Origin of the sequence: Thaumasiovibrio subtropicus (assembly GCF_019703835.1) — a bacterium.
In the GTDB taxonomy this organism is placed as follows: Bacteria; Pseudomonadota; Gammaproteobacteria; order Enterobacterales; family Vibrionaceae; genus Thaumasiovibrio; species Thaumasiovibrio subtropicus.
On record NZ_AP023055.1, the window covers coordinates 1,817,628 to 1,831,667 of the forward strand.

The 14,040-nt window shown below is 45.4% G+C and carries 14 protein-coding genes; 8 read left to right on the forward strand and 6 right to left on the reverse strand.

Annotation, left to right across the window (positions count from 1 at the left end):
* Positions 1-615: 615 nt before the first annotated feature.
* Together TSUB_RS24425 and TSUB_RS24430 are read left to right on the forward strand one after the other, a co-directional pair.
* Positions 616-3,012: a hypothetical protein gene (locus tag TSUB_RS24425; protein WP_087024624.1), complete on the forward strand. Its 2,397-nt coding sequence runs from the start codon at positions 616-618 to the stop codon at positions 3,010-3,012.
* A 146-nt stretch (positions 3,013-3,158) separates the two neighbouring features.
* On the forward strand, positions 3,159-3,707 hold the full coding sequence (locus TSUB_RS24430; RefSeq protein ID WP_087024622.1) for a dihydrofolate reductase family protein: 549 nt from the start codon (positions 3,159-3,161) through the stop codon (positions 3,705-3,707).
* Between the two features lie 226 nt (positions 3,708-3,933).
* Here the strand turns inward: TSUB_RS24430 and TSUB_RS24435 are convergent, their stop codons facing one another.
* Entirely contained in the window at positions 3,934-4,980 is a 1,047-nt protein-coding gene (locus TSUB_RS24435) for a phosphoenolpyruvate carboxykinase (ATP) (RefSeq protein WP_087024620.1), read from the reverse strand.
* A gap of 2 nt (positions 4,981-4,982) precedes the next feature.
* Positions 4,983-5,867: a beta/alpha barrel domain-containing protein gene (locus TSUB_RS24440; protein ID WP_159065002.1), complete on the reverse strand. Its 885-nt coding sequence runs from the start codon at positions 5,865-5,867 to the stop codon at positions 4,983-4,985.
* A gap of 523 nt (positions 5,868-6,390) precedes the next feature.
* On the opposite strand from TSUB_RS24440, the gene TSUB_RS24445 reads away from it, so the two are divergent.
* From TSUB_RS24445 to TSUB_RS24455, 3 genes are all read left to right on the forward strand, one after another.
* Positions 6,391-6,711 carry a dihydrofolate reductase family protein gene (locus tag TSUB_RS24445; RefSeq protein ID WP_159064891.1) on the forward strand — a complete coding sequence of 107 codons (321 nt, stop codon included), beginning with the start codon at positions 6,391-6,393 and terminating at the stop codon, positions 6,709-6,711.
* Between the two features lie 152 nt (positions 6,712-6,863).
* Positions 6,864-7,310 (forward strand): peptidoglycan recognition protein family protein, encoded by a 447-nt coding sequence (locus TSUB_RS24450; RefSeq protein ID WP_087020117.1) that lies wholly within the window; start codon positions 6,864-6,866, stop codon positions 7,308-7,310.
* Entirely contained in the window at positions 7,307-7,723 is a 417-nt protein-coding gene (locus TSUB_RS24455) for a hypothetical protein (protein ID WP_087020120.1), read from the forward strand. Before TSUB_RS24450 ends, TSUB_RS24455 begins: the two co-directional genes overlap by 4 nt.
* A 112-nt stretch (positions 7,724-7,835) precedes the next feature.
* Here TSUB_RS24455 and TSUB_RS24460 read toward each other — a convergent pair whose 3' ends face one another.
* The gene (locus TSUB_RS24460) at positions 7,836-8,189 is read right to left on the reverse strand and encodes a DUF4870 family protein (protein WP_087020123.1); all 354 of its coding nucleotides are present in this window, start codon (positions 8,187-8,189) and stop codon (positions 7,836-7,838) included.
* 453 nt (positions 8,190-8,642) lie between these two features.
* Here TSUB_RS24460 and TSUB_RS24465 point away from each other — a divergent pair, with 453 nt between their 5' ends.
* Together TSUB_RS24465 and TSUB_RS24470 are read left to right on the forward strand one after the other, a co-directional pair.
* Positions 8,643-9,053, forward strand: a complete 411-nt coding sequence (locus TSUB_RS24465) for a hypothetical protein (RefSeq protein WP_159064892.1) — start codon at positions 8,643-8,645, stop codon at positions 9,051-9,053.
* A 73-nt stretch (positions 9,054-9,126) separates the two neighbouring features.
* On the forward strand, positions 9,127-9,468 hold the full coding sequence (locus TSUB_RS24470; protein ID WP_087020128.1) for a hypothetical protein: 342 nt from the start codon (positions 9,127-9,129) through the stop codon (positions 9,466-9,468).
* 148 nt (positions 9,469-9,616) lie between these two features.
* On the opposite strand, the gene TSUB_RS24475 is transcribed toward TSUB_RS24470, so the two are convergent.
* The 3 genes from TSUB_RS24475 to TSUB_RS24485 all read right to left on the reverse strand — a co-directional run bounded on the left by TSUB_RS24475 (position 9,617) and on the right by TSUB_RS24485 (position 12,326).
* Complete coding sequence (locus tag TSUB_RS24475) at positions 9,617-10,264, reverse strand: HAD family hydrolase (RefSeq protein ID WP_087020131.1); 648 nt, start codon at positions 10,262-10,264, stop codon at positions 9,617-9,619.
* A 72-nt stretch (positions 10,265-10,336) separates the two neighbouring features.
* The gene (locus TSUB_RS24480; protein WP_087020134.1) at positions 10,337-11,776 is read right to left on the reverse strand and encodes a hypothetical protein; all 1,440 of its coding nucleotides are present in this window, start codon (positions 11,774-11,776) and stop codon (positions 10,337-10,339) included.
* A gap of 250 nt (positions 11,777-12,026) precedes the next feature.
* A complete protein-coding gene (locus tag TSUB_RS24485; RefSeq protein WP_087020137.1) occupies positions 12,027-12,326 on the reverse strand; it encodes a DUF6482 family protein in 300 nt (99 codons plus the stop codon).
* Between the two features lie 173 nt (positions 12,327-12,499).
* Between TSUB_RS24485 and TSUB_RS24490 the strand changes: the two genes are divergently transcribed.
* Complete coding sequence (locus TSUB_RS24490) at positions 12,500-13,969, forward strand: cryptochrome/deoxyribodipyrimidine photo-lyase family protein (protein ID WP_087020140.1); 1,470 nt, start codon at positions 12,500-12,502, stop codon at positions 13,967-13,969.
* Positions 13,970-14,040: the final 71 nt, after the last annotated feature.

The window sequence follows — 14,040 nt, forward strand, 5'->3', positions numbered from 1 at the left end:
ACTCATCAAGATACCTTGAAGAGGCTGACTGATATACTCAAACCACCTCAAGATGCTTGTTCAGCGAGAGTTTCTAGGCTTGTCAACAAGACACTGTTTTGAAGATCTAGTGGACTAAATCAAAAAACAGTAACGACGGTGGCGAGCCTAGAAAACTCGCCCTTCGGGAAGCAACTAGCGCCCCGATTTCTGCGTTAAAGGTGCTTGAAAGGGAAAGCCATTCCTTCACACCTTTGCCTTGAACTCGACGCGCTAGGCCGCTTCTGAATCCTGCATCTTGAGGTGGTTTGAGTATATTATTAATACATTATTGATACAAACTGCTATCATCTCACTACTCTTTTTTTCCTCGATTTTGATAGGCATGAAGCTAAAGACAAAAATCCAACGTTAAAGAAAACACAGCTTCATACTTTAATGATTCATATTTAACAGGCATGAAACCACTAATATCATTTCCACTGCAAATAGGCCCCTTTACCCGTAGATCATTTTATATTCACATTGTGCCCACATCTAAATCACTATAAAAACAGTCCAAACAATTCACTATTTATAATTGCTATCACACCTCGACATGGTAATTTCCCTACTCATTTAATTTGAGTAGTAAAAATGAAAAACATTAAATTATTCACGCTGGCTATGCTTTTATCTGGTTGTAATAGCGGTGGCGGTTCGGCACCTGAGCAGCCACCAGAACCACCGCCTGAATTACCGCCTGTGGTTATCCCGCCACCTGAGGCAGATAACTGCATTGACATCGAAGAGAAAGGCTCTCTCTGTCTGCCAACAGGAATAACTGCCGCCTCTGGCTCACGTGTCGGTATCGAGGTCGAATCGTTTTTGGACGAGGGATTAAGTCTACATTGGCACCTCAACAGTGATGTTGAAGATGTGCGATTGCCGATTATCCAATATTCAGGCACTCACGCCTCATTTGTCAGTCCGGCTATTTCGTCAGATAGCCTTAAGATAGATGCTGTTGTCTCCGTAATGGATAACGAGACGCTGGTTCAAGCGCTACCCATTCCAGTCAGTATCACCTCGTCGGGAGAGTTACCCTATTTAAGCGGCCCAAATATTGCCACCCAACTGGAAGAAGGGTTAGTGTATGTGGAATGGCTGCCTGCTACCTTTGATGGCCAAGTACTGGATACTGTCACCTATTCACTCCATGTTGCCAAGCAATCATCACCTTGGGTACTCGAAGGGGTCTATCAAACGCACGACCTCTCTTATGCGTTTCCTGCAGATGCCGATACCGACTATGTCCTTTTTCTCACCGCTCAAATGGAGGATGGAACTGAAGTCGCTTCTGCGGAACTGGAATACCAAACTTCTCACACCGCGCCAACACTCTTAGCTATCACGGAAAAAAGTGCTGTCGGTCGCTTAGACGATCTCCCTGAGCCGCAAGAAGCCTTAGGTGAGCTGGTCGCGTTTGGTGACGAGCTCTATGTCGTCCGTGAAAATGAGGATCACCCAGACACGCTATACTACGCCCCCGCCATGCTCAGTGAGATCTTCTCAGAAGAAAACCCACTGGTGATTTCAACCACGACTGAATGGTTACCAGAAGACGCTGAGGCTGCTTTGAGAGCCTATTCAGCGTCACCTAACTTCTATCAGAATGGTGAAGGTTTGCTGTCGTTGGCATTTCCTGACGAGTATCCCAATCTCAACATGTGTGTTGATGAAAAATCGGGCGCATTTGAAATCAGCTTGTGTATCAAAAACCAACTATCTACATTGCGATGTGACATGAGCAATAATTTGGGTGGCGGCTCGATGATGAAAAACACCTGTAGCCACAATTTCTCTGCAGAACTTTCAGCAAAATTCGCCGCCAAAGCTGAACTGCCTCTCTATTTCGAGCGCATTGGTCATTGGGGCTATAATCTCGGTAACGCGCCGGGTGTGGTCGGTCGCACCATTAAGCGCTTTTTCAAAGACAGTGCTGCATTGGAATTCAAAGCAAGACCCGGCTTCAAACTCTATTTTGATCCAAGGATGGAGATCAGCCTCACCGCTACACAACAGGCCGTCGCGCAGGTATCCACTGAAGTGAAGGTGGTACGTTCCAAGTTTCTGACGCCTATTGCTTACCCTTCCAGCTCTGTCAACTTCTTCATTGAAGAGCCGCTCAAAATTGAGGTTACAGGAGTGAGTCCAACGGGGCTTATATTGCCTTCTTTCCCAATTGAGATTCATACGGGTTTTACTGCGGGCGTATTCCCGGAAATTAACCTGTTTGGCTTAAAAGGAGAAGGCACCGCTGGCTACAATACCGATGTTCACCGCAAATCTGTCGGGTTAAGAATCAAAGATCGAGAAGTACTGGGAAGCATTGATACCGCGGTTGGCGGCAAGGTCACGGGGGCATTGCTGACTGAGCTCAAACTCAACAGCCAAAAAAATACCCATATCTCTGGCGGAACTTGGGCAAAATTTGGCTTTGAGTATAAACGTCCTTTCTTTCCCGTGACGTTTTACGAACTTCCCTCCCGCTTACCTGTTGATGAATCGCTGAAGTTTCTATGTCATGCGCAAAACAAACATGCCCCGCAGTTTGTCGGTGACATTGAGATTGAGTACCCGCAAAATATCCCAGAGTACGGGAACCTCTATCTGGGCAACAAATATAGCTCGGCACTGAGTGAGATTGCCCAGTGGACTTTCGTCGATAATGTGACTGTGGTCGACTCCCAACTGATCACCAATGCGCCTGAGTATCCTTCGTATGCAACACATTCAGGTTCCTCACTCAGTCATGCGCTCTATTTAGACAACGAGTTCATGCCTGTTGAAGAGCACATGCAGTCTTACTTCACGATGGAGTACAACCCTGAAAGCTTCTTTAGTCGCTTATACCGCTTTAATCATGTATCAGAGCGTGTGGGCATGCGTAAAAGTGAGCCCTTTTCACCAGTCTGCCACTCTGACTACAATGAAAAGCACATTGAAACTCACCGCTTTAACTGGGATTTAAAAGACTACGCTTGGTACTAGAGTCAGTCTCCAACAAGCAAAGTCGCCTCACCTGAGGCGGCTTTTATCTCTCCTGACACCACCTGTCAGCACGAAATGCCAACGTCCTCTTCTGCTACAACGCTTCTGTTATATACTCGGATCTTCCGCTCCTGAAAGGTCTCACTATGTCAAAAACAACACGAAATAGCGTCTACATTGCCGCCAGTTTAGATGGTTATATCGCCGACGAAAACGGTGGCGTCGACTGGCTCCACGCTTACCCTAACCCAGAACAATCCGATATGGGCTTCAATGACTTTATGGGGCGTATCGACGCGCTATTGATGGGCAGAAATACCTTAGATATCGTTTTAAGCTTTGGAGGTGAGTGGCCATACAGCAAACCTGTCTTTGTGCTGAGCAACAGCCTCACCAAAGTGCCCGAAGACTATGAGGACAAAGTCATTCTCGTGAAAGGCAATATTAGCTCCGTCTTAACTTCACTCCATGAGCAAGGTCTAAAACGTATTTATGTTGATGGCGGCAATGTCATTCAACAATGCCTTGCAGAAGATCTCATTGATGAACTGGTGATCGCCACGATTCCTGTGTTACTGGGAAAAGGTATCCCCTTATTTGGCGAACTCGCAAAGCCGCTTGCATTTGAACATCAACACACTACCAAACACATTGATGCCATCGTGCAAAATACCTACCTGCGAGTGCGTGGCTAACAACAACAAAGGCGAGCAGTGCTGTCACTACAACGGTATAAAGCATCAAAAGTGGTCATCTAAAAAGCGGGAAAAGCGACATTGGCTATCACAAAGTCATTATTTGAAATGGCAAAATCAATGAGGGTCGTTCTGAAAAAGTTCAAGGGGCACAGGCCAATGGTGCCAAAACCACCACGTTATGCCCCGGGGGAAAACCTCATCAACGAGCTAAGCAAGATCAAAGTCATGCATTTTCATGATGGCACTCCCCTCCGTTGAGCAAGCCAATATAGGCCGAGGTCGATCTCCCTCGCACATCGACCGCATTGATTTGGTCTAACCCTTCAAGCAGATCAGAAACATCTGCTGCGGATGCGATCACGCTGGGGTTCCACTGCGCCTTTGCGCCAAACGGCTCTTCAATGTTTTCGCGCAACAGATCGAGACAAGATTGTGTTCGCACTTCGCCGCCCTCAGCAGCGCAAGCGACTTGGGGAAACACCAGCTGGCAGATGGGCAAGCGATGAACTTGCGCCCCATGAGGGATCACTTTTTTAAACCGCATTGGGTTGATCGCCACTTTTTCCTGACTATCTGCATACTGGTTAACATCAAACTCAAGTAAATTGGCTAATTCAGGCTGCCCTTGGAAGGTGCCGACACCCAAATGGGGATAATCGGGCCACCCAGAGACCACCAGGTGCCCCTTATCCTTGGTCACAAATGCTTTATCACCGCTAACGAACTGAAAGCCATGGTTTAACACCAAGTCGAGGGCTAGCGTACTTTTCCCGGCGCCCTTTTTACCGATGATCAAGGTCGCCTGCCCTGCTTTACTGACTACCGTAGAGTGTAAAATGAGCACCTGATCATTTTTTTGCTGCTTAAACACTGTGTCTCTAATCAGCTCTACAACATCCATAAATGCGTCATCGGACGTGCCACGGAAAATATCAACCTTATTGTCATAAAAAAGGAAAATCGCACCACTTTTTTTACTCTTTACTGCGTGGCAACCATTATGGGTAAATTGAAATGCAGGACGGGTAAAAAATGGCTTGGCACTTTTTCTGATAAAACAGGGTGTCCCTTTTTCGATCCAGGGAATAGCTCCCGGATAGCCGCCATCATAGAGATTAATGACAAAATCTGCGCTACCATTACTTTCCTGAATTGATTCAAAATAGGGACTGAGAAACTGACCTATTTTATCAACAGCGCTAACAGACTCACTGTTAATGACCAAGTTAGTATCTAAATATTGATAGCATACTGTTTTTTCGATATTCATGACTATTCCTTAGCATCAAAATAATGGCGATTCTCTAGGCCACAACGCAACTCCTTCTGCGCAATGACAATAGGCTCATCGATTATATTTTTATAAAGGTAATCGATGGCAAAAAGCGCCTCTTTATTAGAATAGACACCTTTATTGCAACTTTCTAACCTCTGCCAGCGGTTAAGGGCAATGACTATCTGTTCAGTACTTAAATTACCCGCCCCTCGCGCTAACCCAGAAATAGAGCAGTCAATAAAGCTTGCGCCACACTTTATCGCTTCAAAGGCATTCACCAACGCACAACCGAGATTGTTGTGACCATGAAAGCCGATGGCTATCTCGCTTATTTGCTGCAACGAAGTGATCAACTCCGCAACCTCATCCGGCCCCAGCGCACCATACGAGTCAGCTATGTAAAAAACGTTTGCACCACAGGATTTTGCTTGTGCGGCAATGGCGACAACCTGCAACAGATCAACTTGGCTAACCGCCATCAGATTTAATGAAACCATGATACCGCGTGCACTTAAATAACGCACAAGATCTAAGCCAATGGCGACATCTTTTTCATAGCAAGCGACGCGTACCATAGATATAGACGTATCAGCCAAAAAATCTAAGGAATGAAAGTCCAAGTCAAGATCCGGCACCACCATGACCACATATTTAGAAAAAGAGAGTCTTGGTAAGTTTTTAATAAAATCTGTGTCGGCATCAAATACTGGGCTCGCATTTTCAACCGAAATACTTCCCGAGCCACCGATATAGCCTACTTCAATATAATCAACGCCGGTACGATCACTTAAAGTAATTATTTCTTCAATCTGCTTATTTGTGAACATCCAGTTATTATAATTACCGCCATCACGTAAAGTACAATCTAATAAATTTAGCATGAGATACATCCGTATATAATCAGTACCTCTTATTATCGTAGAGATAAAATCTCCAAGGTCAACCAACAGTAATTAACAATTTTAACTTTACCGTGTAAAAAGTTCAATCTATTATTATCCCCCTTTATTCAGGGAAAGGTAAAAACTCTTACATAAATTAGACTGAATATCTAAAATGCACACTCCCATGACAAAGTAATCCTTCCTCTCGGCATGAAAAAAGAACAATCTGTTGCCAATAAGCAGTTCTCTGACGGTATCATATTCATTCACTATGTTACCTTGCTATCAAAGCCTACAGAGAGAATGAAAAGACGATTTTGGGTGGGTGGAGTAAGATCTCAGTTTTTACTGCTCATTCCATCAATAGTGGCCTATTCTTCCTGCATTCTCTAACAAAGAAATGACAATATTAACGCCTAATCCAAGTGTATGGAGAACACCAGCAGTAAGAAAATCGGTTCATCCCCTTGAGTACGGGGTAGCTTGCCTAGAAAACTCACCCGAAGGAAAACCTATTTATGTGCTGAGCAACAGCCTCACCAAAGTGCCCGAAGGCTATGAGGACAAAGTCATTCTCGTGAAAGGGAATATTCAATCCGTCTTAACTTCACTCCATGAGCAAGGTCTAAAACGTATTTATGTTGATGGCGGCAATGTCATTCAACAATGCCTTGCAGAAGATCTCATTGATGAACTGGTGATCGCCACGATTCCAGTGTTACTGGGAAAAGGTATCCCCTTATTTGGCGAACTCGCAAAGCCGCTTGCATTTGAACATCAACACACTACCAAACACATTGATGCCATCGTGCAAAATACCTACCTGCGAGTGCGTGACTAACATCGACAAATGCGATCAGGTATTCATTTGTTTTGAATCAAATGAATACCTTGCTTAATGATTCTTCTTTTACTCCCATTACACCTCTCTTTTATGTGCCTTCATACAAAGGCAGGCGTAATGTTCGAATAATTTAATTCGAGGATGAATCTATGAAAGTCAATAAAATTATCGTGCATCATTCTGCGACCAGTGCTGTCACTACAACAGTATCCAGCATCAAAAGTGGTCATCTAAAGGGTGGAAAGAGCGATATCGGCTACCACAAAGTGATAACATGGAATGGCAAAATCAAAGAGGGTCGATCAGAGAAGGTACAAGGGGCGCATGCCAAAGGTGCCAACACTAACTCACTCGGCGTTTGTTTGACGGGCAATTTTGAGTCCGAATCCCCCTCTCAAGCTCAAAAAGCGAGTCTGGTTGAACTGTTAACCCGCTGGTGTAAAGAACACGATCTAACCGTCGACAAGATCTATCCTCACCGCAGTACACCGGGTGCTAAGACAGCGACCTTGTGCCCAGGGAAAAATCTCATCAGTGAACTACCTAAGATAAAGGCATCGGTTAAAAATAATCTATTGGAGAAGATCAAAGCATGATAGACAGCACGGGAAAATCAATTAAGGCTTTTTGCTTACTCGCCTCAGCGTGCGCTAGTTTATGGGCATTTTCTGTCAATGCCACCTATTCGTTAGAGCAAGTCAATAACGTGATTAAAACAGCAAAAGAGGCTGGTGAGCCTTGGACAAACTCTATCGCTAAGTACCCGCTTTACGTCTTTGATTTCGAAGAAGTGCGCCAATTTCGCTACGACATGACCTTCAACAGTGCAGAATCGCCATCACAAAGTACTGTTAGCATTGAGTTTGATGGCTATTTAGATGATTCGATCCAGGGTGAAATTCTCACCGTTGAGTTCGAGAAAGCCGAAAGTGGCTGGGTCGCGGTAGCATTTGATTCAGAACAGATATGTGCACGCGGCGTGGATGCTGAAAGCCAGCTTTGCTTATAAATAACGTAATCACGACAAATACACTCCATCAAAAAAAGCCATCATCAGATGGCTTTTTCAGTAAAAAGACGAATACACGGTGATTTAAAGCCACCTCATTGCGCGTATTGACTTACGCTAACGCCTTGTTATCCACAGCACGTAACAATCCTTTGATCATCTTGTATAGGTTATAAATTGCGGCCGCAAAAAGGATGATAAAACCAATACCGATGAACGAAGTGATAAAGCCAACAACACCTAACACAAAGCAGATCCAAAACGTTTTAATGATATTGCCAAAGTGACCCTCATAGATAGTTTGAGAAGCATCACCTCGCTTGATGTATGCGTAAATCAACCCGCCAATACCAGCAATACCCCATGTCAGAATACCTAGCAGCATTAATGCATAACAAACAATAGCGTGTTTACGAAGATTTGATGCGTCTTTAGATTGAGATTCAACCACAACGTTGTTATCCATATCCAAAATATTCCTTAAATAATTAATAAAACAGCAATTACAGGATAACGCTACCAAGACACTTAGCAGCGATTACGATAAGAAGAACTGAAATATAACGACTCAGTTTCGAAAGAATTCTATATTAAAATAAAACTTTATTGCAATCTTATTAAGATTTCTTTTTATGAAAAGAAAATAAAAGTCTATCCACTTACAATTAAGTTCATGGCTATTTCTATTCAGCTTAAATAAAACATATTTTCACAATATGAAACAAAATAACCAGTGATCAATATTTCACCTCTAAGACACATTTCGTTTCATCAAGAAACAAGGTCTAACAAAACATGCTTTTAGCGTAAAGTTTCAATGCACTAAGATCACATTCATCCGATTAATCAACATTTTGTTTCATAAATTAACGGATCTAACCAGAATCACAATGGCGAATATCTAGCCAACAGGTAAAGAATGATGAAATTGAAAACAAAGAGCGTTATCGCGACAACACTACTTCTCGCAGCATTTACCGCAAATGCAACCGAATCTAAATGTGTTAACTCTTACGTAAATCCAGGTGTCATCACTGCAGAAGCAAGCCAACGTGGATTTATTGAATTACCTATTAACCGTTCTGGTGCTGCAAGCATTGTACTTATTGGCGGCGACAAGATTATTGATACACAAGTATCAAGAAGTATCTCTCATGTCGTAACAATCTCTGAAGATAAGACAGCGCTTATCTTCTCGCATGACTCTAGCTCAAGTAATCAAAATGGTCAGCTTCATATCAATACAGAACAAGGCCGTATGCATACGATTAACATCATTGCTAGCAGAGATAATGAAGCAAACAACTACAAAGTTGTTATCGAAGGATAATTATCCACATCCCAGCTGATTAAATTACCTTTCTCTTAATCAGTATTAAACGAATTAAACTAAAAAGTAAAAAATGAAATCATTTAAATTAGCAGCTGCAATGACACTCTCTCTTGTATTAATCGGCTGTGGCGGGCATGACTTCCAAGGGACTTACCAAGGTTCTATTTCTACAGGCTTAGGCGGACTTGATAATCTACTAGGTGCGATGTCTGATGATGAAGATAGCCGTATGACAATCGGTAAAAAACACATCATTATTGCCGATGAGAAGTACACCTTTGACAAAATTTATGTGGAAGGCAACCAACTCGTGCTTGAAGCAGAGGGTGAAAAAGAGTCGATGAAAATCGTCGATAAAGACACGCTGGAATTATCTCAAGGTCACATGACCATTACTTACCAGCGTATCTAAACACACGCTATCTTTAAAGAAAAACTCGAAGCAGGGCTCCCCATTATACTCAAACCACCTCAAACCGTAGGATTTTGACGCGACCTAGCGCGTCGAGTTCTAGGCAAAGGTGTTTAAGTATAGGTAGCCCTGCTTTTTGGTTGTTGCTCTACGCTTGTCGCAGCTGTTCAAGCACCGTTGCCAAAGAAGGCTCAATACGGTGCCCTAATGCTAGCACCTCTTCACACGGCTCGACGAGATCAGGGATCTGATAAGCAATCATACCGGCCGCTACCGCGGCTCTGATACCATTATTTGAATCTTCAAAAGCAAGACACTGCGCTGGGTCGATACCCAAGCGCTCTGCGGCTAGCCAGTATATTTCCGGATGTGGTTTACCTTGGGCGACTTCACAGCCTGTGGTGATATTGTCGAAATACTGATCCAAACCCGCTAAGCGTAGTTTGACTTCTGCGACATCACGTTGCGTAGATGTTGCCACAGCTAACGCGACCCCTTTGGCTTGTAGCCATTCAAGCAAGGCAACAACGCCGTCTTTCACAGGGATTGCCTCATGAAGGACGACCGCGTTATAGCGCTTGCGCCATTCCGCGTGAACACGCGGGTAATCATCACCGTAACCTTTGCGAAACCCTGCTTCGACCCCTGCGGCGTTACAGCCAATGATCGAACGATAAAGCGGCTCAATGAAGGGCAGATCTTGTACCTCACATGCCGTTTTAAAAATGTCCATACAGACACGCTCCGTGTCCAACAACAGGCCATCCATATCAAATATTGCCGCTTTATAACTCATCGTTGTCTTACATCCGACTATCTTAAACGCGTAAAATCTATCGGCAGCATAGCATACCTACCTCAGGTAAACCTACTCAGTGTCGGCGGGGATTGTCCGCTCTGCTTCTCCGGCAACCAGGTGCTCATCGGCGACGAAATCTTGATACAGCGATTCAACATACCGCCAAGCCTCTTGACCTAAAACCTCGCGAATATAACGTTCGACATCTGCGCGTACTGTCTCAGCGAAGAAAGAAGCGGCAAACATGCCTTGATCGAGGCCAATAATCTTATTGGTGATTTCACCCTCACTGTTCACCGCATCAAACCATCCCGCTTGACTGACAATGGCCGGGTGGCGAGATTCAATATCAAGTAGCAGCTCAACCGCGTGATCGCGATTCAGCATGGCGTACAAGGCTGTCGCATGGGGTGTCCCCACTGGCGCTTGTGCGGAGCGTGCATTTCGATAGTAGTTCTCTGCCATGCCATCCACACCGTATTCATCATAACGGCTGTCAATAGTCGAAGATGACGAGAGAAAAGGAATCCCCAACTCAGTGACATAATCGAGTTGGACCCGAGCCATATCATCAAACATCTTACGGTCCGGCACGAGGTTGAGTTCATCAAACCAAATTGTTGGCAACATGGCTTGGAAAAAAGTGCCGTTCCACGTCAACAAAGGCGCAAACTCTTCCCCCGTCGGCGAGGTATAGTGCCCCGTATAAGTTGTCATATCAGTGAACACGGTAGCGGGAATCGGTGTTCCTTCATTCATCGTCAGCACCGTTGCCCATAGGGGTGCGAGTCGGCTCTCATTCGATTTACGGTCAACAAAATAAGGGGCGAAATCCGATCCTTGTTTCTCATCTTCGATCCAAGCGGCACGAAGCAAAGTGCTCGGATTGTTCCCCTCATCATACAAACCTTGCCAACCCGCTGTGGTTGCTTGAACAAGCTGATGGGCACGTTGACCAATTTTCGCCAGCTCAGGATCTTCATCTTGCCAATATGCACCCGCCACCGCTGCCAATGCCGAGGTTAAGTTCGCCGCATCGACCGCAGAAGCAACACCACGACGCCCAACTTTTAACTCACCTTGCTCGGTGATTTGATACATCCAAAAAAACAGTCCGTGCCAAGTGGGCGCTTGCTCTAACTGGGTAAGGACATGCAACAAACGATCACGCGCTTCGGGCGAGCCACTGCGCTCCATCTCCGTAAGCACATTCAAGTAGAGGCCAATCGTGGTGCTGTTTGCCACCCGTTGATGATCAATCTCTCCGTCACTGTGAAGACGAATAAAGTCGTAGGGGATGCCTGCTATCGCATCAACACCGATACCATCACGGAAGTACTGTAAATTGGTTTCAAGCTGAGAGACAAAATTTTCTGGATAGTGCTGTGTTTGTACAACGACATGGTCAATGGGCATCATCTCGACAATTTGCTCCGATTCGTTTGATGAACATCCACCGAGCATAACGGCGGCTACCATAGCAGCCAATAGCTTGTTACCAAAGATCATATCTACTTCCTAATCTGTTGATCGTTATCACGTTACTTCAAAGGCACTGCCACGCCAGTAGAAACGTTTCTATTGATAGGTCAATAAAAAGGCATCCAGTGTTTGCCTGCATGCCTTTTACATTCCAAGTGGGTGCCCATCAATCTAACCGCGACACGCCGTCTTCTCGACCATTAGGCTGTAACAAGAGGTAAAAGTGCGCTGACCGTCACGAAACTGAAACCATTCACTCGCGCCGGTCAAAAGGTGGTTAGTGGGAATGCCCTAGCGGTACTTCGAGCAAATTGCTTTCCCCTTTGGCGCTGCAGCCGACCATTTCATCGTAGGCACTGTAGTGTCGCAACACCTGATCTTTAATAAACAACGGGTGAATCGCTTCTTGCATAGCAATAATGGAACGGCTTTTTAGTAATTCACCATGGTCATCACACAAAAAATACTCTTCGCCTTGGCGCATCACAGACGCTTGGTACAAGGACGACTCTAGGGAGTAAATAATCAATTTTTCGGCATCTGCGCGCTGTTTTAGTGCATCAACTGAGATTTTCATCTTGGCTTCCTCGTTAGGGACTTCTTTCGGTTACGAGTCAGCACGCCGAAGGGTTTACTACTAATCCAAAACAAACGGCGATTCGTAAACGAGTCTGTCTCGCCAGCGCACACCACCCGGCACTGGCTCCAACGCGCGTGGCGCGCTAACCCTCTAAAACAGAAGAGCTTACTTTGACTCCCATTAATCTCATTTGGCTAAAACGCGATTTACGGCTGACTGACCACGCGCCGCTGTTCAATGCCGCTCGGTCAGGGCGCCCTTGTTTGATCGTCTATATCTTTGAACCTATGTTACTCAATGACCCGCATTATGATGAACGCCATTGGCGCTTTGTTTGGCAATCACTCATGGATATAAACATGCGCCTTGAACAATACGGTTCACAAGTTGTTGTCTTACATGGCGATGCGCAGACTTGCCTGACACAATTATGCGCGCACTTAAAACGCTTTCAATTTGAAGTTCGCCACCTTTACTCCCATCAAGAAGTGGGGCTTCGCAACACATTTCAACGCGACATCGCCATTAAAGCTTGGGCGAAAAGCCACAATATCACTTGGCATGAAACGCAAATGGGTGCGGTTCTTCGCGGCGCACCCAACCGTGACCAATGGGACAAACGTTGGCACCAAGTCATGCGCGCTGATCTTGCAACACCAGACCTTGCAAAGGTTCAATTTGTCCCGCATAACGCTGTCGAGGCACTTTTGGACTATCAGCCACCTCTACCGTGGCGCGAACGCCAAAAAGGCATGCAGACGGGAGGCGCAACGGTTGGATGGAAAACGCTGGATGATTTTTTCATTGAGCGGGGTAAACGTTACTACTATAGCCTTTCCAAACCTGAAGAAAGCCGTACCGCGTGTTCGCGACTTTCACCCTATCTCGCTTGGGGCAACTTATCATTACGGGAAGTCTATCAAACGGTGCTTGCACATTGGCAACAACCGGGGTTTAGAAAAAGCCTTATCGCCTTAACATCACGACTGCACTGGCATTGCCATTTCATTCAAAAGTTTGAATCTGAATGCGAGATGGAGACACGGCCACTTAACCGTGCTTATCAACATTTCCCTTACCAACCAGACAATCAATTGGTATTAGCTTGGCAGCGCGGGGAAACAGGCATTCCGCTGGTCGATGCCTGTATGCGATGCCTTATTCACACCGGGTACCTCAATTTTCGTATGCGCGCGATGTTAGTCAGTTTTCTCACGCATCACCTTAACCAAGATTGGCGCAGCGGGGTGGCGCATTTGGCTAGGCTATTTTTGGATTTTGAACCGGGCATTCACTACCCTCAGTTTCAAATGCAAGCGGGGGTAACAGGCATCAATACACTGCGGATCTACAATCCCGTCAAGCAAGCGCTCGAACATGATCCCGAGGGGCACTTTATTCACCGTTGGCTGCCTGAACTGACTTCACTGCCAGCACCCATCCTGTTTACACCCTGGCAGCTCACTGACATGGAGCAACGCCTCTACGGTATTGAAGCCAATAGCATTTATTTACAGCCTGTTATTGATGTGACGATGGCTGCCAAAGCAGCAAGAACACGTATGTGGGATTTTAAGAAGCGTGACGATGTCAATCAGGACGCGAAGCGCATAATAAAACGCCATGTGCGCAGTTCATGATCGCCTCTCCGCTACTCGCGTATACATTGGAATGCGAATCACAGCAAAGCGCTTCCCATCGGGTGACATTG